General features: G+C 70.7%; 21 protein-coding genes. 12 read left to right on the top strand and 9 right to left on the bottom strand.

Features of this window, described 5'->3' with window-relative positions; genetic code table 11:
* Positions 1 to 27 precede the first annotated feature (27 nt).
* Positions 28 to 597: a DUF4328 domain-containing protein gene (locus tag OHN19_RS19805; protein WP_330265466.1), complete on the top strand. Its 570-nt coding sequence runs from the start codon at positions 28 to 30 to the stop codon at positions 595 to 597.
* A gap of 128 nt (positions 598 to 725) precedes the next feature.
* A complete protein-coding gene (locus OHN19_RS19800; protein WP_330265465.1) occupies positions 726 to 2,534 on the top strand; it encodes a bifunctional metallophosphatase/5'-nucleotidase in 1,809 nt (602 codons plus the stop codon).
* Positions 2,535 to 2,565: 31 nt separating this feature from the next.
* On the opposite strand, the gene OHN19_RS19795 is transcribed toward OHN19_RS19800, so the two are convergent.
* Complete coding sequence (locus tag OHN19_RS19795) at positions 2,566 to 2,937, bottom strand: peptidase inhibitor family I36 protein (RefSeq protein ID WP_330265464.1); 372 nt, start codon at positions 2,935 to 2,937, stop codon at positions 2,566 to 2,568.
* Positions 2,934 to 3,455 carry a hypothetical protein gene (locus OHN19_RS19790; protein WP_330265463.1) on the bottom strand — a complete coding sequence of 174 codons (522 nt, stop codon included), beginning with the start codon at positions 3,453 to 3,455 and terminating at the stop codon, positions 2,934 to 2,936. Before OHN19_RS19790 ends, OHN19_RS19795 begins: the two co-directional genes overlap by 4 nt.
* A gap of 257 nt (positions 3,456 to 3,712) precedes the next feature.
* On the opposite strand from OHN19_RS19790, the gene OHN19_RS19785 reads away from it, so the two are divergent.
* Positions 3,713 to 4,006: a hypothetical protein gene (locus tag OHN19_RS19785; RefSeq protein WP_330265462.1), complete on the top strand. Its 294-nt coding sequence runs from the start codon at positions 3,713 to 3,715 to the stop codon at positions 4,004 to 4,006.
* 21 nt (positions 4,007 to 4,027) lie between these two features.
* Here the strand turns inward: OHN19_RS19785 and OHN19_RS19780 are convergent, their stop codons facing one another.
* From OHN19_RS19780 to OHN19_RS19770, 3 genes are all read right to left on the bottom strand, one after another.
* Positions 4,028 to 4,678: a hypothetical protein gene (locus OHN19_RS19780; RefSeq protein ID WP_030319710.1), complete on the bottom strand. Its 651-nt coding sequence runs from the start codon at positions 4,676 to 4,678 to the stop codon at positions 4,028 to 4,030.
* Positions 4,679 to 4,808: 130 nt separating this feature from the next.
* The gene (locus OHN19_RS19775) at positions 4,809 to 5,513 is read right to left on the bottom strand and encodes a GntR family transcriptional regulator (RefSeq protein WP_330265461.1); all 705 of its coding nucleotides are present in this window, start codon (positions 5,511 to 5,513) and stop codon (positions 4,809 to 4,811) included.
* A 92-nt stretch (positions 5,514 to 5,605) separates the two neighbouring features.
* A complete protein-coding gene (locus tag OHN19_RS19770) occupies positions 5,606 to 6,961 on the bottom strand; it encodes an aspartate aminotransferase family protein (protein ID WP_330265460.1) in 1,356 nt (451 codons plus the stop codon).
* Between the two features lie 129 nt (positions 6,962 to 7,090).
* Here OHN19_RS19770 and OHN19_RS19765 point away from each other — a divergent pair, with 129 nt between their 5' ends.
* The 3 genes from OHN19_RS19765 to OHN19_RS19755 are packed head-to-tail and all read left to right on the top strand — an operon-like array spanning position 7,091 to position 8,470.
* Complete coding sequence (locus OHN19_RS19765) at positions 7,091 to 7,696, top strand: type 1 glutamine amidotransferase family protein (RefSeq protein ID WP_330265459.1); 606 nt, start codon at positions 7,091 to 7,093, stop codon at positions 7,694 to 7,696.
* Positions 7,693 to 8,151: a MarR family winged helix-turn-helix transcriptional regulator gene (locus OHN19_RS19760; protein WP_330265458.1), complete on the top strand. Its 459-nt coding sequence runs from the start codon at positions 7,693 to 7,695 to the stop codon at positions 8,149 to 8,151. Before OHN19_RS19765 ends, OHN19_RS19760 begins: the two co-directional genes overlap by 4 nt.
* Positions 8,152 to 8,209: 58 nt before the next feature.
* The gene (locus tag OHN19_RS19755; protein WP_330265457.1) at positions 8,210 to 8,470 is read left to right on the top strand and encodes a hypothetical protein; all 261 of its coding nucleotides are present in this window, start codon (positions 8,210 to 8,212) and stop codon (positions 8,468 to 8,470) included.
* A gap of 7 nt (positions 8,471 to 8,477) precedes the next feature.
* On the opposite strand, the gene OHN19_RS19750 is transcribed toward OHN19_RS19755, so the two are convergent.
* The gene (locus OHN19_RS19750; RefSeq protein ID WP_330265456.1) at positions 8,478 to 9,203 is read right to left on the bottom strand and encodes an SLATT domain-containing protein; all 726 of its coding nucleotides are present in this window, start codon (positions 9,201 to 9,203) and stop codon (positions 8,478 to 8,480) included.
* Positions 9,204 to 9,455: 252 nt separating this feature from the next.
* Between OHN19_RS19750 and OHN19_RS19745 the strand changes: the two genes are divergently transcribed.
* The 4 genes from OHN19_RS19745 to OHN19_RS19730 all read left to right on the top strand — a co-directional run bounded on the left by OHN19_RS19745 (position 9,456) and on the right by OHN19_RS19730 (position 11,727).
* On the top strand, positions 9,456 to 9,803 hold the full coding sequence (locus OHN19_RS19745; protein WP_330265455.1) for a YbaB/EbfC family nucleoid-associated protein: 348 nt from the start codon (positions 9,456 to 9,458) through the stop codon (positions 9,801 to 9,803).
* Between the two features lie 99 nt (positions 9,804 to 9,902).
* Positions 9,903 to 10,502 carry a recombination mediator RecR gene (recR, locus tag OHN19_RS19740; RefSeq protein ID WP_053850475.1) on the top strand — a complete coding sequence of 200 codons (600 nt, stop codon included), beginning with the start codon at positions 9,903 to 9,905 and terminating at the stop codon, positions 10,500 to 10,502.
* Positions 10,495 to 11,160 carry a DUF5063 domain-containing protein gene (locus OHN19_RS19735; protein WP_330265454.1) on the top strand — a complete coding sequence of 222 codons (666 nt, stop codon included), beginning with the start codon at positions 10,495 to 10,497 and terminating at the stop codon, positions 11,158 to 11,160. The genes recR and OHN19_RS19735 overlap by 8 nt, the downstream gene beginning before the upstream one ends.
* A gap of 150 nt (positions 11,161 to 11,310) precedes the next feature.
* Positions 11,311 to 11,727: an SsgA family sporulation/cell division regulator gene (locus OHN19_RS19730; protein ID WP_330265453.1), complete on the top strand. Its 417-nt coding sequence runs from the start codon at positions 11,311 to 11,313 to the stop codon at positions 11,725 to 11,727.
* Positions 11,728 to 11,755: 28 nt separating this feature from the next.
* On the opposite strand, the gene OHN19_RS19725 is transcribed toward OHN19_RS19730, so the two are convergent.
* Positions 11,756 to 12,475, bottom strand: a complete 720-nt coding sequence (locus OHN19_RS19725; RefSeq protein WP_330265452.1) for a sulfite exporter TauE/SafE family protein — start codon at positions 12,473 to 12,475, stop codon at positions 11,756 to 11,758.
* 116 nt (positions 12,476 to 12,591) lie between these two features.
* Between OHN19_RS19725 and OHN19_RS19720 the strand changes: the two genes are divergently transcribed.
* Positions 12,592 to 12,783 carry a hypothetical protein gene (locus tag OHN19_RS19720; protein WP_330265451.1) on the top strand — a complete coding sequence of 64 codons (192 nt, stop codon included), beginning with the start codon at positions 12,592 to 12,594 and terminating at the stop codon, positions 12,781 to 12,783.
* Between the two features lie 109 nt (positions 12,784 to 12,892).
* Complete coding sequence (locus OHN19_RS19715) at positions 12,893 to 13,393, top strand: SgcJ/EcaC family oxidoreductase (RefSeq protein ID WP_330265450.1); 501 nt, start codon at positions 12,893 to 12,895, stop codon at positions 13,391 to 13,393.
* Here OHN19_RS19715 and OHN19_RS19710 read toward each other — a convergent pair.
* On the bottom strand, positions 13,359 to 14,699 hold the full coding sequence (locus OHN19_RS19710; protein ID WP_330265449.1) for a HAMP domain-containing sensor histidine kinase: 1,341 nt from the start codon (positions 14,697 to 14,699) through the stop codon (positions 13,359 to 13,361). The two genes, OHN19_RS19715 and OHN19_RS19710, sit on opposite strands and share 35 nt — an antisense overlap.
* Positions 14,696 to 15,379 (bottom strand): response regulator transcription factor, encoded by a 684-nt coding sequence (locus tag OHN19_RS19705; RefSeq protein WP_330265448.1) that lies wholly within the window; start codon positions 15,377 to 15,379, stop codon positions 14,696 to 14,698. The genes OHN19_RS19710 and OHN19_RS19705 overlap by 4 nt, the downstream gene beginning before the upstream one ends.
* Positions 15,380 to 15,463: the final 84 nt, after the last annotated feature.

Genomic DNA, 15,463 nt, shown 5'->3' with positions numbered 1-15,463 from the left:
GCACGCCTCCCGGACAGGCCGAAGACCATGACGGACACCGCCCGCAGAACTCCCCGGACCGTCGCCCGCTGCGCCCAGGCGGCGCTGGCGGCGGCCGCCGTCGCGGACGCGTTCCGCGCGGTCGCCGTCCGGGATGACTACCTGCACCCCTCGGCCGCGGCCCTGCACCGGTCGGGCACCCTGTCCATGGTCTTCGTCTACACCATGACACTGGCGACCGTGCTGTTCCTCGTATGGCTCGCCCGGTCCCGGAGCAACGCCCAGGAGCTGTCCCCCGGGGCCGCGTTGCCGAGCCGGGGCTGGACGATCGGCGCGTGGTTCGTGCCGGTGGTCAACCTCTTCGTCCCGCGTCGGCTCGTCCTCGACATCGGGCGCGCGAGCTCCGCGTCCTGGGAGCGGCAGCGGGGCACGACACTGGTGAACCTGTGGTGGGCGGCCTGGGTCGCGCACGCTGTGGTGCTCGTGGTGGCGGGCCGGGTGGCCCCGGGGTCGATGGCCCTCCTCGTGCTGGCGGAGGCGCTCATGCTCGCGGCCGCCGCGCTGCTGGGGCTCGTCATCGAGCGCGTCACGGCGGCCCCTCCCGGCCGGCCGAGCTGACTCATCCTTGAACGGGACATGGTCGATTCCTGGTTTCCCGGGCGGCCCGGCAGCCGTCACGCTCTACGCGAGTAGCCCCGCACGCCTCCATGTCTACGCGCGTCGCGCCACGTTTCCAGGAGCTCTGCATGCCCGTCAGTCCCATGAACCGCCGTGCGTTCGTGAAGAAGTCGGCCGTCACCGGTGCCGCCGTGGCCGTCGCGGGGACGGCGGGAGCGCCCGCCGCCCAGGCCGCCGAGCACAAGCCCGCCAAGGCCCCGAAGACCTGGACCTTCTCCATCCTCGGCACCACCGACCTGCACAGCCACGTCTTCGACTGGGACTACTACCTGGACGCCGCCTACAGCGACAAGGCCGGCAACTCCGTCGGTGTCGCCCGCGTCGCCACCCTCGTCAAGCAGCAGCGCGCGGCCAAGGGCGAGGAGCACGTGCTGCTCGTCGACGCCGGCGACATCATCCAGGGCACCTCCCTGGCCTACTACTTCGCCCGCGTGCAGCCCATCACCGACAAGGGCGCCCCGAAGCACCCGATGGCCGTCGCCATGAACCACATGCGCTACGACGCGGCCGCCCTCGGCAACCACGAGTTCAACTACGGCATCGAGGTGCTCAGGAAGTTCGAGAGCCAGTGCCGCTTCCCGCTGCTGGGCGCCAACGCCCTCGACGCGAAGACGCTGAGGCCCGCCTTCCAGCCGTACACCGTCAAGCGGATCTGCGTGCCGGGCGCCCCCGACATCAAGGTCGGCATCCTCGGCCTCACCAACCCCGGCATCGCCCTGTGGGACAAGGACAACGTCAGCGGGAAGATGGTCTTCCCGGGCCTGGTCGAGCAGGCCAAGAAGTACGTGCCCCGGCTGCGCGCCCTCGGCTGTGACGTCGTCTTCCTGACCGACCACTCGGGCCTGGACGGCAGTTCGTCGTACGGCGACGAGCTCCCGTACGTCGAGAACGCCTCCAACCTCGTCGCCCAGCAGGTCCCCGGCATCGACGCCATCCTGGTCGGCCACACCCACGTCGAGGTGCCGTCGTACACCGTGAAGAACGAGGAGACCGGCGAGGACGTGCTGCTCTCCGAGCCGTACTGCTGGGGCTACCGGCTGAGTGTCTTCGACTTCGAGCTGGAACTCGTGCACGGGCAGTGGAAGGTCACCAAGAAGACCGCGCAGACCCTCAACCCCAACACGGTCGACGAGGACCCGGAGATCAAGAAGCTCCTGGAGGCCGACCACGAGCTGGTCGTGAAGTACGTCAACACCCCGGTCGGCACCTGTACCGAGGACCTCTCGGCCGCCGAGTCCTGCTGGAAGGACGTCCCCATCATGGACTTCATCCACCAGGTGCAGATGGACACGGTGAAAGCGGGGCTCTCGACCGCCGACGCCGCCCTCCCGCTGATCTCGGTCGCCGCGCCCTTCTCCCGCACCGCGGACATCCCGGCCGGCAGCGTGACCATCAAGGACATCGCCGGGCTCTACATCTACGACAACACCCTCTACGGCAAGAAGCTCACCGGCGCCCAGCTCAAGGACTACCTGGAGTACGCGGCGAAGTACTACCACCAGGTCCCGGCGGGCACGAAGGTCGACACCGCGACCCTCACCAACGCCAACAGCTTCTGGGACTACATGTACGACACCGCGGCCGGTGTGTCGTACGACATCGACATCGCGGCGGCCGAGGGTTCCCGCGTCAAGAACCTCTCCTACAACGGCACTTCGGTCGCCGACGACCAGGTCTTCGTCGTCGCCGTCAACAACTACCGGGCCAACGGCGGCTCCGGCTACCCGCACATCGCCGCCGCCGACATCGCCTACAGCTCCACCAACGAGATCCGCCAGCTGATGATCGACTACGTGACGGCCAAGGGCGCCCTCGACCCGAAGGACTTCGCGGTCACCAACTGGCGGCTGACGCAGGACGGGACCCCGGTCTTCTGACCGGAGTCCCGTCGTCCGGGCGGCCGGTGGCTCAGCAGCCGGCCGCCCAGGTGTGGGAGTCGCCGCGGTCGTTGGCCACGCCGTTGTAGCCGACCTCCTGGCCGGGGGCGAGACAGATGGTCATGGGGCCGAGCCGGTTGGCGGACGCGTACACCTTGACGTGGTCCTTGATGCCGGGACCCGAGATGCCGTGGTTGGCCCAGGAGGAGTCCTGGTCGGCGATGTTGCCCTCCCACCAGCCGTCGTCGCCGGTCCACTCGATCTTCTGGCCCTGGAAGTCGGCGTCGGTCCAGGCGCAGAAGTTCCCCCGGCCGCAGGCCGCCGCCTGGGCCGAGGCCGAGGTGGCGAGGACGGCTCCGGTGGCGAGCAGTCCGGCGGACAGGACGGCGATGAAGCGCTTCACTGGTTTCCCTTCGGGTGGGTGGTGCTCGGTCGGGTGATGTCGCCGCCCTCCAGCAGGGCGGTCGCCTGGGTGAGGGCACGGGCGCGCAGCCGCCGCCACTCCGCGAGCTCCGCGCGGTGCGCCGCACGGACCTCGGCGAGCGGGCGGCCGGTCCTGGCGGCCTCGGGCTTCAGGTTGTTGACGACGACCGAGGCGTGGAACCAGCGGTCCTGGTCGCCGTAGAGCCGCCGTTGTGCGGCCGCGAGGCACCCGTCGGTGTGGGCGCGGACGACGAAACCGGTGCGCAGCCGCACCGACAGCTCGGCTCTTCCGGTGCCGAAGAGCGCGTCCGCGACTCGCTGCCCGTCCGACGCGGGGGACAGGCCCCGGCGGGTCAGGCAGTCGTCGGTGAGCCGTCGGGTGGCCGCCTTGACGACGTCGTCGGCGCTGGGTGCCGGGTGGGCGGCGCAGGCGGACGCGGTGAGGAGCGTCAGGAGAGCGAGGACGGCCGAAGCGGCCGCCGCCGTACGCGAACCCATGGACGCTCAGCCCACGGAGGTGATCAAGACGAGGCGCATGCGCGCTGCATGCCCAGCGGATTATGCCCGTATGCGGCGATTCACCCGTTCAGTCGATCATGGAGATCGGAAACGCCAAAGCCCGGCGGCGACCCGGCAGTTGACAGAGGGGTGACCACCGGGCGCCGACGGCGATCCGCAGCCAAGGTGAAATCGGGCATACGGGCATATTCTGATTATGTGCACCGGCGTGTGTCGATCAGGAGAAGGTGAGTGCGATGCGCGTACTGCTCAAGGTGTCCATGGACACGGAGAAGGCGAACGAGGCCATCAGCAACGGCACCCTGTCGAAGCTGATCGAGGCGTCGATGGAACAGATCAAGCCCGAGGCGGCCTACTTCACCTCCGAGAACGGTCAGCGCACCGCCTTCCTGTTCTTCGACATGCAGGACAGCGCGATGATGCCGGTGATCAGCGAGCCGTTCTTCATGAACCTCGGCGCCAAGATCACCTACACCCCGGTGATGAACTACGAGGACGTCCAGAGGGGTCTGTCCCAGCTGGGGCGTTGACCCTCGGAGCGGCCGCCTCCCTCAGCTGAAGATGATCATCGAGCCCTGGGCGAGGCTCCGGGTCGCCGCAGCGTGCAGCCCCAGCCAGACATGGCGTTCGCGGGCGAACGGGCTGGGGTCGTACGGCGCCGGGACGGCCGGCTCCTCCAGCTCCGTGGGGGCCCGCGGCGGCTCGGGCGGCGCCGGCGGGTTGGCCGGGTCGATGCCGATCACCGGGGCCACGAACTCCAGCTCCCGCAGCAGCGCCTGCGCGGAGCCCAACGGGCCGCCGCCCGCGAGGAGTTCGTCGTTGGCGAGCGGGTGCGGGAAGTCGACCGGGACGTACGCGCCCGCGTGGTCGTAGTGCCAGACCAGATGGGACTGCTGGGCCGTCGTCTCGAACATCTCCAGCAACTGCTCGTAGTCACCGCCCAGTTCGTCGACCGGGGTGACCGGGAGGCCGCACACCTGGAGCAGATAGGCGCGGCGCAGGAAGTGCAGGGCGTCGTAGTCGAACCCGGCCACCGGGGCGACCTCGCCGGACAGCCCCGGCATGTACTGGTACACCGGCACCGGCGGCAGCCCGGCCTCGGCGAGCACCTTGTTGTATTGCGCGAGTTCATCGGCGAACGGGTTGTCCGGGGTGTGGCACAACACGTCGACGAGCGGCACCAGCCACAGGTCACAGGCCAAAAGACAGCTCCTCGGATACTCGCGGTGCGCGGATATCGTCACACGGTGGTCAGGGCAGGGTAGTCGTTGGAGTCCCGGGCCGGGGCCCCCTGTGCGGGTCGTGGTGGTCCCTTACCCGTGCGGGGAGCGGTCAGTCGGCGGTGAGGCCCTCGATGAGGGTCAGATAGTGGCCGTTGTAGGCGTCGAGGAGCTCGCGGGCGGTCTTGGTGTCGCGCTCGTACAGGGCGTCGGCGACCTCGGTGTGCCCGGACCACAGGCTGCCGCGCAGATCACCGGTGGCGCGGCGCAGATGCTGGACCGTGCACACCCAGGTCTGCACCCGCAGGCGGTGCAGGAAGTCGGCGAGGTAGGGATTGCCGAACAGGACGCTCAGCTCGCGCCAGAAGCGCAGGTCGTAGCCGATCAGTACGCTCAGGTCGCCCGCGGCGGCGGCCCGCTGGGCCTCCTCGCCACGCCGCCGTACCCCCGCCACGGCCGCGGCCGTACGGGGTTCGTCGAGCTCCTGGAGGATCCGGTGGCCGGCGTCGAGCGCCTGGAACATACCGTCCGTGACCAGGCTGCGGGCCTCGATCATGCCCCGGAAGTCGTCGAGCGAGTACTCGTGGACGTGGAAGCCGCGGTGCTGGTCGGCCTCCAGGAGGCCCTGCGCGGACAGGTCCACGAGCGCCTCGCGGACCGGGGTGGCGGAGACGCCGTACTGCTCGGCGATCTCCTTCACGGTGAACTCCTGCCCCGGCTGGAGCCGCCCGGCCAGCACCTCGTCGCGCAGCGCGTCCGCGATCTGCTGCCGCAGCGTGCTGCGGGTGACGGCACCGTTACCGCTGCTGCCGGGCATCGTCGGGGCGCCTCCCTCGCGCAGGTGCACATGGCGTGCTCGTACATATGTCTACGAGCACGCCACCTTACGCGTTCGAAGGTCCGCGGGGTTTACTCCGTGTACTCGTCCGCCACGGAGAGCGCGACGTCCAGCGCGGCGAGCCCTTCCTTCAGTTCCGCCTCGCCGACATTGCACGGCGGCACGACATGCGTCCGGTTCATGTTGACGAACGGCCAGACGCCCTGCTTCTTCGCGGCCGCCGCGAACGCGGCCATCGGGGCGTTCGCCTCACCGGCCGCGTTGTACGGCACGAGCGGCTCGCGGGTCTCCTTGTTCTTCACGAGCTCCAGGGCCCAGAACATGCCCACGCCCCGCACCTCGCCGACGCTCGGGTGGCGGGCGGCGAGCTCCGCCAGCGCCGGCTCCAGGACGGCCGTACCGAGCCGCTCGGCGTTGTCGACGACGCCCTCCTCCGCCATGACGTTGATCGTCGCGACGGCGGCGGCGCAGGCGAGCGGGTGCCCGGAGTAGGTGAGCCCGCCGGGATACGGCCGCTTGCCGAAGGTCTCGGCGATGGCGCCGGAGATGGCGACCCCGCCGAGCGGCACGTATCCGCTGTTGACGCCCTTGGCGAAGGTCATGAGGTCGGGTGTGACGTCGAACAGGTCGGCGGCGAACCACGCACCGGTGCGCCCGAACCCGGCCATCACCTCGTCGAGGACGAAGACGATCCCGTACTTGTCGCAGATCTCCCGCACCCCGGCGAGATAGCCGGGCGGCGGCACCATGATCCCCGCGGTCCCGGGGATGGTCTCCAGGACGATCGCGGCGACGGTGGCGGGCCCCTCGAAGGCGATCGTCGTCTCCAGGTGCTCGAGCGCCCGCGCGGTCTCCTGCTCCTCGGTCTCGGCGTAGAAGCGGGACCGGTACAGGAAGGGCGCCCAGAAGTGCACGACCCCGGCGGTGGCGCTGTCGGAGGCCCAACGCCGGGGATCCCCGGTGATGTTGACGGCCTGCTGGGTGCCGCCGTGGTACGACCGGTAGGCGGAGAGCACCTTGGGCCGCCCGGTGTGCAGCCGGGCCATCCGCACGGCGTGCTCGACGGCGTCGGCCCCGCCGTTGGTGAAGAAGATCTTGTCCAGGTCGCCCGGGGTCCGCTCGGCGATCAGCCGGGCCGCCTCCGAGCGGGCCTCGACGGCGAAGGCGGGCGCGAAGGTGGTCATCCTCGCCGCCTGCTCCTGTATCGCGGCGACGACCTTCGGGTGCTGGTAGCCGATGTTGGTGTAGACGAGCCCGCTGGTGAAGTCGAGATAGCGGTTGCCGTCGTAGTCCCAGAAGTACGACCCCTCCGCACCGGCGACGGCGAGCGGGTCGATGAGCTCCTGCGCGGACCAGGAGTGGAACACATGAGCACGGTCCGCGGCCTTCACGGCGGCGCCGACCTCGGGGTGTGGCTGAGGAGTCATGCGGGTGAGCGTAAATGTCCGCGATGCGGAATCGGTATCGGCGTCCTGTCTGCGGACGGCGGCTTTCCGCGACAGGTTGTCCAGCCCCGAGCCATTGACAGTCTACTGTCGAAATGACAGCATGTTGTCATGACTTCGAAACCCGTGCATCTCGCCGTCTACGACACCTTCGCCGACTGGGAGACGGGCCACGCCACGGCCTACCTCGCCCGCGCCGGGTACGAGATCCGGACGGTCGGCCCGTCCAGGGAGCCGGTGACCTCCATCGGCGGCCTGCGGGTCCAGCCCGCGCGCGCCCTGGACCACGTACGGCCGTCCGACAGCTCCCTGCTGATCCTCCCGGGCGCCGATCTCTGGGACACCTCGGACGACCTCGCCCCCTTCGCCCGCAAGGCGCGGGAGTTCCTCGCCGCCGGGGTCCCGGTCGCCGCGATCTGCGGGGCCACCGCGGGACTCGCGCGCGAGGGGCTGCTCGACGACCGTGCCCACACCAGCGCCGTGTCCTTCTATCTGGCGGCCACGGGATACGGCGGCGGGGAGCGGTACGTCGACGCGGACGCCGTGACCGACGGCGGACTGATCACCGCCGGGCCCACCGAGCCCGTCGCGTTCGCCCGGGAGATCTTCCGGCTGCTGGGCGTGTACGAGGGCGAGGTGCTGGACGCCTGGTACCGGCTGTTCCACGACTCCGACCCGCAGGCCTACGCCGTGCTGGAGAAAGCGGCCGCGCGGTGAGCCGGGAACGACAGGACCTGCTCAGCCGCAGCGCGCTCGGGGTCTTCCGGCTCAACGGCCGGTTCCTGTCCGTGGCCGACGAGTTGGCGGGCCCCGCCGGGCTCACCGCCGCCTGGTGGCAGGTGCTCGGGGCGGTGCTGGGGCAGCCGCTGCCGGTCGCCGGGATCGCCCGGGAGATGGGCATCACCCGGCAGAGCGTGCAGCGGATCGCCGATCTGCTGGTGGAGCGCGGGCTGGCCGAGTACCGGCCCAACCCCGCCCACCGGCGCGCCAAGCTCCTCGCGCCGACCGAGGAGGGGCTGGCTGCCGTACGGCGGATCGACCCGGGGCACGCGGCCTTCGCCGACCGGCTCGCGGACGCCTTCGGCGAGGACGAACTCGCCGACGCCGTACGGATGTTGGAGCGGCTGAGCAAGGTGCTCGACCAGCTCTCGACGGACGGCGGACGGACGTAGACACTGGAGTCCGTCGTGCGGGTGTGCGGGTGTGCGGTCTCGGGGAGGGCGGCCTGCGATGGAGGGGCGGGAGGAACACGCCACGGCCGAGCCGGAACCCGAGCACGGCCCCTCACGTGAACGGCTCCCGCCCGGTACCTACCTGGCGCCGTACACCCCGGAGCCGGAGGGCGAGCCCGGGCCCCGCAGCCGCCCCGTCACGGCCGCCCTCGTGGCCGCCGCCCTGGTGGTCGTCCTGGGCGCCGGCAGCGCGGTCCACACCGTCCTGAACAGCGGCGACCCCGCACCGGCACCCCCTTCTGCGACGGCCTCGCCCTGAAGCTCCGTCAGCGCGGCTCCGGTGGCCGTTGGCGGGGCATGTTCGGTCTCGCCGGGGGGCCCGGGGGGAGGGGGAAGCGGCCCTGGGCGTGGCCGGGGTCCTGGCGGCCGCCGGAGGTCACCGCGCCCTGGATGCCCATGGGCGTCGAGCCGTTGCGGAACTCCACGATCCAGTCGGCGGTCTCCACCCGGATGAGCTCCGTCACGTCCTCGGAGAAGCGCCGCAGCACTCCCAGGCACCGCTCCGTGGCCTCCGCGGCCGTGCCCTCCGTCGGCCCGAGGACCTCCCGGACGCTCTCCGACGCCCAGTCGAACTGGAGCACCTGGAGCCGCCGCTGCACGGCCTGCGCGGTGGCCACGTCCCTTATCCACCCGGACGTCACCCCGAAGTAGCGGTCGACGGCGACACAGGCCACCGCGAGCAGCAGCCCGAGATACCCCCAGGCCGCGACCCGGGTCCCGGCCACCCCCGTCAGGCCCAGCAGCGGCAGCACCGCCCCGGTCACCGCCCCCGCCGCGGCCCCGCCCCGCAGGGCCCGCGCGCCGCGCCGCTTCCACACCCGGTCCGCGAGATACCAGGACGCCGTCTCCAGCGCCCCGCGCTCCACCCACCGGTACAGCTCGTCCAGCCGCACGGCTGGCTCGCCCCAGTCGCCGAGCGGAAACGTCCGCCCGGCCAGATCCGCCCGCCCGTCCTGAGGCGGGCCCTCGGGCTGCATCTCCGGCTGAGCCACCCGGCGCTCCCTACTGATCGGTCACCCTGCGTGACGCCTGATGCTGATGTGCCGGACCCTTCCTACCGCCCAATGGGTGGCGAAGGGGGTGCTTTGGTCGCTTTTCCGCTCGGAAGAGGGCCTTGATCAGGTATAGGACTCCACGTCGACTCACTCGAAAGAGTGCTGGGGCGACGCCCGTCCCGACCACGTAGGCTCGTGCCAGGGAGGAAAAACCTCGCCCACACAGCCGTACCGACACAGGAGCTGATCGTGATCCCCGGTGGTGGCCAGCCCAACATGCAGCAGCTGCTCCAGCAGGCCCAGAAGATGCAGCAGGACCTGGCGAACGCGCAGGAGGAGCTCGCGAGGACCGAGGTCGACGGACAGGCGGGCGGCGGACTGGTCAAGGCCACCGTCACCGGAGCCGGCGAGCTGCGCGCGCTGAAGATCGACCCCAAGGCGGTGGACCCGGAGGACACCGAGACCCTCGCCGACCTGATCGTGGCGGCCGTACAGGCGGCCAACGAGAACGCGCAGGCGCTCCAGCAGCAGAAGCTCGGCCCGCTGGCCCAGGGCCTCGGCGCCGGCGGCAGCGGCATCCCCGGGCTGCCCTTCTAGGGAGCCGTTCCCGGTCTTTCGACGGTGCCCGTCTTTCACAGCCGGGCACCGGCCAACTAGCGTACGTACTGCAAGGAACCAAGGAAGGACGGCAGTCCGTTGTACGAAGGCGTGGTCCAGGACCTCATCGACGAACTGGGGCGGCTGCCCGGCGTCGGTCCCAAGAGCGCCCAGCGGATCGCCTTCCACATCCTGCAGGCGGAACCGACGGACGTACGCCGGCTCGCGCAGTGCCTGATGGAGGTCAAGGCGAAGGTCCGCTTCTGCGCGACCTGCGGCAATGTCGCCCAGGAAGAGCTCTGCAACATCTGCCGCGACACCCGCCGCGACCCCTCCGTCATCTGTGTGGTGGAGGAGCCCAAGGACGTGGTCGCGATCGAGCGCACCCGGGAGTTCCGTGGCAAGTACCACGTCCTGGGCGGCGCGATCAGCCCGATCGAGGGTGTAGGACCCGATGATCTGCGCATACGAGAACTGTTGGCCCGCCTGGCCGACGGTACGGTCACCGAGCTGATCCTGGCCACGGACCCGAACCTGGAGGGGGAGGCCACAGCGACGTACCTCGCCCGCATGATCAAGCCCATGGGCCTCAAGGTCACCCGCCTGGCCAGCGGCCTCCCGGTGGGTGGCGACCTGGAATACGCGGACGAGGTGACCCTCGGCCGCGCCTTCGAGGGGAGACGACTCCTAGATGTCTGACGCCACACTGCACGCGAGCGCGCAGGACCCCGACGACTTCGCGGTCCAGATCGCCGACCAGGTCGAGAGTTTCCTGGTGGCCGTCATCGAGGTGGCGAAGGGCGACGAGCCCGACTCGGCCGTCCCCTTCCTGCTCCTGGAGGTCTCCCAGCTCCTGCTGGCCGGCGGCCGCCTGGGCGCCCACGAGGACATCGTCCCCGACGAGCGCTACGAGCCCGATCTGGGCCCGGAGGCCGACGTGGACGAGCTCCGTGAGAACCTCGCCCGGCTGCTGGAGCCGATCGACGTCTACTCCGAGGTCTTCGACCCCTACGAGCCCCGCAAGGCCCCGGTGCCGGCCCGTATCTCGGACGACCTGACCGACGTCATCACCGACCTGCGCCACGGCATGGCCCACTACCGCGCGGGCCGCACCACGGAGGCGCTGTGGTGGTGGCAGTTCTCCTACTTCTCCAACTGGGGCTCCACGGCGTCCGCGACGCTGCGCGCCCTCCAGTCGGTGGTCGCGCACGTCCGCCTGAACCAGCCCCTGGCGGAGCTGGACGGTCTCGACACCGACCAGGCCATCGGCGACGAGACGCTGGAGTTCGAGGCCGGCAAGGTGATGGTGGAGGAGATCGCGGGTCCGCTGGGCCTCGGGCCGTCGTCCGCCAAGTGACGGCTCCGGGCGGGACGGCTCCCGACCCGGTGTGACACGGGTCATACGAACTGGCTTCTGGACCGGCGTAATGCGCGGGCACCTGGGGTGGTCTGACTGCACGACGGCCACACCCGGCCCGTGCCCCCGCCGCCCGAATCGGAGCCCCTCATGCACGTCACCCTCCAGCAGCCGACCGGCGCCCGTCTGATCACGGCCGCGGACCAGGAGCTCGCGATCCCCGTGACCCTGCGCCACACCTCCGCGGACCCGTTGGCCGTGCACCTCGACTTCCCGCCCCATGTCACGGCCGACGGCGAGGTGACCACGTGGACCTTCGCGCGGGTGCTGCTGGGGGAGGGGCTGCGGACGGCCGCCGGGATCGGCAACGTCCGCGTCCGCCCGGCCGGTTCGACCCACACGTACGTCGAGTTCCGCGCCCCGCAGGGCCTGGCCCGGCTCCGCTTCACCACCGCCGACCTGCTGCGTTTCCTGGCCCGCACGTACACGGTCGTCGCCCCGGACGAGGAGACCGTGGGCGCCGAACTGGACCACGGGCTGGTGGAGTTGTTCGGGGGGCGGGTGTGAGGCGCAGTGCGTGCCGCGTGCGTGCCGGTCACAGTCCCCACAGGCCCTTGGCCACCGCCGTGACGCCGCCGGTCAGGGCCAGCAGCAGGACGAGCAGGCGGGCCCGGTTCTCCGGTATCCGGGGCGCGAGGGTCCTGCCGATCAGGCCGCCCGTGGCCATCGCCGCGACCACCAGCGCCCACTGCACCCGGTCCAGCGCGGGGATCCCGTTCGACGCCACCGAGACCGCGTTCACGAGCACGCCGTAGAACATCGCGTTCGGGACGAACTCCCGTACCGGCCAGCCCGCGTTGACGGCGTAGAGGGAGAACGGCGGGCCGCCCACCCCGGCCGCGGAGTTCATGAAGCCGCCCACCGCGCCCGCGGCCACCGCTCCCCGGGTGCCGCGCAGAGCGGGTACCGCGAAGCCGCGCAGCACCAGCAGGACGGCCACCGTCACCAGGCCGCCCATGACCAACAGCAGCCAGGGCTCGGGCAGTTGCCGGGTCAGCCAGGTGCCCGCCGGTACCGTGCAGGCCGCCGCCGCGCACAGCGGGACCATCGCCCGCGGCCGGACCAGCCGCCACCCTCCCGCGAGCCCCGCACAACAGATCGCCCCGGCCGCGCAGTTGGCCAGCACGACTCCCTCGGTCGGCCCGAGCAACAGGACCAGCGCGGGTACGGCGACCAGCGCGAAACCCATGCCGGTGAGCCACTGCACGGACGAGCCGAGCAGCACGATGCCCGCCAGCAGCACGTCTGCGATCACGGCCAAGGTGTACCGCACTACACCCCGGGTTCGGGAGCGCACCCCCTCGTGACGGTCCCGGGGACACGGGATCGTTGATCTCGCCAGGTCAACCACGCCGTACCGAAGGAAAGACCATGAAGTCGCTGCTCTCCTCCACCCCCGTCCTGTGGTTCCTCTTCCTCTTCAACCTCGTCGTCGCGGTGGCCGCGCCCTTCCTCGTGGACGGGACGCAGGGCATCATGACCGCCGTCGGGATGGGCGTGGTGTCGCTCGGCGCCGGCGTCTCCCTGCTGCGCGGACAGCGACCGGGCGCTCACGGCGCGTGAATTGGGCGTGTGTTGTCTCCGCCCTGTATCTCGGCTGCATGGGCCCTAACCGGTGCGAAGAGAGGCTGGAGTCAGTTCACAGCAGCACCTCACCGCACTGGAGACAGCGATGACCCGTCGTTCCATAACCAAGCGCGCAGCCATCGTCACCGCCACCGCGATCGTGGCCGTGGGGACCGTCGGCACCGTCGCCGCCACCGCCGGGACGGACAGCCCGAAGAAGCCCACCAAGAAGGAGATCGCGGGCCTGTTCACCACCTGGAACGCGGCCCTGCAGACCGGTGACGCCCACAAGGTCGCCGACCTGTACGCGAAGGACGCGGTGCTGCTGCCCACCGTCTCCAACAAGGTCAGAACCAACCACGCGGAGATCGTCGACTACTTCGAGCACTTCCTGCAGAACAAGCCGGTCGGCAAGAAGGTCCGGACGATCGTCAACGTCCTCGACACCAACTCCGCGATCGACACCGGCGTCTACGAGTTCACCCTCACCGACCCGAAGACCGGCGCCAAGCGGGTCGTCGAGGCCCGCTACACGTACGAGTACGAGAAGCGGAACGGCCAGTGGAAGATCGTCAACCACCACTCCTCGGCGATGCCCGAAGGCTGATCTCCACCTTCAGCCCGCCCCCCGGCGCGTCCGCCAGCGTCACGGTCCCGCCGTCGTCGGTCACCAACTGCTTGACGACGGCGAGGCCGAGGCCGGAGCCGGAGCGCCCGGTCAGGCCCTGGCCGCGCCAGAAGCGGTCGAAGGCACGGGACTTCTCGGCGTCCGACATACCCGGTCCCTCGTCCAGCACCGACAGCACCACCGTGTCCGCCCGGGACTCCACCTCGACGGTGATCCGCCCGCCGTCCGGCGAGACCTCCAGGGCGTTCGAGAGCACGTTGTCCAGCACCTGGTCCAGGTGACCGGGGCTGGCCAGCACAGACGGCCGGTCGTCGACAACACTCCCCCTGAGCGCGATGGTGACTCCGCGCTCGTCGGCGGCCGGCCTCCACACCGTCAGCCGTTCGTCCACGATGTCCCTCAGGGCGAGCGGCTCGGCCGCGGTCACCTTCGCCTCGGCCCGCGCCAGCACCAGCAGGCCGTTGACCAGGCGGCTCATCCGGACCACCTCCGCCGTCGCCTGCTCCACGTCCTCGCGCACGAACTCGTCGTCCACGCCGTCCGCGATGTTGTCCAGCGACAGCCGCAACGCGGTGAGCGGAGTGCGGAGTTGATGGGAGGCGTCGGCCACGAAGATGCGCTGCGAGGCCACCAGCGTGTCGAGGCGCTCGGCGCCCTGGTTCAGGGTGCGGGCGAGGGTCTGCGTCTCCGGCGGGCCCGTCACCGGGGAGCGGGCGGTCAGGTCGCCGTCGCTGAACTTGCTGGCCATGGAGTTCAGTTCCCGCAGCGGCGCGGTGATGCGGCGGGCGGCGAAGGCGCCGATCGCGGCGGCCGCACCGAGGACGAGCACGGCGAGGGCCGCCCGGAAGCCCCAGATCTGCCAGAGCCGCTTGGTCATGTCGGAGGTCGAGTAGACGATCCGTACGGCCGCGTCGCCCTTGGCGGGGACGGTGACCGTCAGGTTCTCGCCCCACACGAAGTCGGAACCCCAGTCGGTCGTCGGCTGGTTCCGTTGCACGGCCCGGGTCAGGGCCGCGTCCGCGGTGGGCCGCTCCAACCGCGGGTCGCAGGCGGCGGTGGGCGTCGCCTCCACGTCGCCGTACGCCGTTGCGACCTTGGCCAGCGCCTCGCAGGAGGCCCTGTCGCCGTTGCCCAGCAGCAGCGCCATGGTGTTGGCCTCGCGCAGCACCGACTGCCGGGTGTCGTCCCGCAGTTGATCGGTGAGCGTGAACGCCACCGGCACCGTGAACAGGAAGATCGCCACCGCGACCAGCAGGATGTAGCTCCGGATGAGCTGCCGGTTCATGAAGCCCCGTCGTCCTTGACGATCTCCAGTCGGAAGCCGACGCCCCGCACCGCCTCGATGGTGATCGCACCGGCGAGCTTGCGCCGCAGCGCCGCCACGTGCACGTCCAGCGTCTTGGTCGGCCCGAACCAGTTGGCGTCCCAGACCGCCTCCATGATCTGCTCGCGCGACATCAGCGCGCCCGGCTCCTCGGTGAGGAAGGCCAGCAGGTCGTACTCCTTGGGCGCGAGGGCCACCTCCTCGCCGTCCAGGCGCACCCGGGCGGCCTTGCGGTCCACGGTGAGGCGGGAGCCGTACCGGTCGGGGCCGTTCCCGGCGCTGGGACGGGGCTGGGCGCGCCGCATCACGGCCCGTATCCGCGCGATGACCTCCCGGACCCCGAACGGCTTGGACACGTAGTCGTCGGCGCCGAGCTCGAGCCCGACCACCCGGTCCGTCTCGTCGCTGCGCGCGCTGATCACGATGATCGGCACGTCACCGCGCTCCCGCAGCGCCTTGCACACGTCGAGACCGTCGGTGTCCGGCAGCCCGAGGTCCAGGAGTACGACGTCGTAGGGCCCGGTGTGGCTCAGCGCGGCGGCGCCGGTGGAGACCCACTCGACCTCGAACCCGTACCGGATCAGGCCGCGTCTCAGGGACTGGGCGACCGGCTCATCGTCTTCCACCAGAAGTACGCGCACAGCCGCACCCTAATCCTTGAAACTTAATTCACAGCTGTCACCTGGGCCTCACATCGGTGTGTACAGGGGTGTGTGACGCGGTGC

Origin of the sequence: Streptomyces griseorubiginosus, from assembly GCF_036345115.1 — a bacterium.
GTDB classification, from domain to species: Bacteria; Actinomycetota; Actinomycetes; order Streptomycetales; family Streptomycetaceae; genus Streptomyces; species Streptomyces griseorubiginosus_C.
This window is presented reverse-complemented; position numbering and strand designations above follow the sequence as displayed.

What these genes read in the sequence shown, in the direction of transcription:
- OHN19_RS19805 (WP_330265466.1), top strand. Translation starts at nt 28, where the DNA reads ATGACGGACACCGCCCGCAGAACTCCCCGGACCGTCGCCCGCTGCGCC.
- OHN19_RS19800 (WP_330265465.1), top strand. Translation starts at nt 726, where the DNA reads ATGCCCGTCAGTCCCATGAACCGCCGTGCGTTCGTGAAGAAGTCGGCC.
- OHN19_RS19790 (WP_330265463.1), bottom strand. Translation starts at nt 3,455, where the DNA reads ATGGGTTCGCGTACGGCGGCGGCCGCTTCGGCCGTCCTCGCTCTCCTG.
- OHN19_RS19785 (WP_330265462.1), top strand. Translation starts at nt 3,713, where the DNA reads ATGCGCGTACTGCTCAAGGTGTCCATGGACACGGAGAAGGCGAACGAG.
- OHN19_RS19775 (WP_330265461.1), bottom strand. Translation starts at nt 5,513, where the DNA reads ATGCCCGGCAGCAGCGGTAACGGTGCCGTCACCCGCAGCACGCTGCGG.
- OHN19_RS19770 (WP_330265460.1), bottom strand. Translation starts at nt 6,961, where the DNA reads ATGACTCCTCAGCCACACCCCGAGGTCGGCGCCGCCGTGAAGGCCGCG.
- OHN19_RS19765 (WP_330265459.1), top strand. Translation starts at nt 7,091, where the DNA reads ATGACTTCGAAACCCGTGCATCTCGCCGTCTACGACACCTTCGCCGAC.
- OHN19_RS19755 (WP_330265457.1), top strand. Translation starts at nt 8,210, where the DNA reads ATGGAGGGGCGGGAGGAACACGCCACGGCCGAGCCGGAACCCGAGCAC.
- OHN19_RS19735 (WP_330265454.1), top strand. Translation starts at nt 10,495, where the DNA reads ATGTCTGACGCCACACTGCACGCGAGCGCGCAGGACCCCGACGACTTC.
- OHN19_RS19730 (WP_330265453.1), top strand. Translation starts at nt 11,311, where the DNA reads ATGCACGTCACCCTCCAGCAGCCGACCGGCGCCCGTCTGATCACGGCC.
- OHN19_RS19720 (WP_330265451.1), top strand. Translation starts at nt 12,592, where the DNA reads ATGAAGTCGCTGCTCTCCTCCACCCCCGTCCTGTGGTTCCTCTTCCTC.
- OHN19_RS19715 (WP_330265450.1), top strand. Translation starts at nt 12,893, where the DNA reads ATGACCCGTCGTTCCATAACCAAGCGCGCAGCCATCGTCACCGCCACC.
- OHN19_RS19710 (WP_330265449.1), bottom strand. Translation starts at nt 14,699, where the DNA reads ATGAACCGGCAGCTCATCCGGAGCTACATCCTGCTGGTCGCGGTGGCG.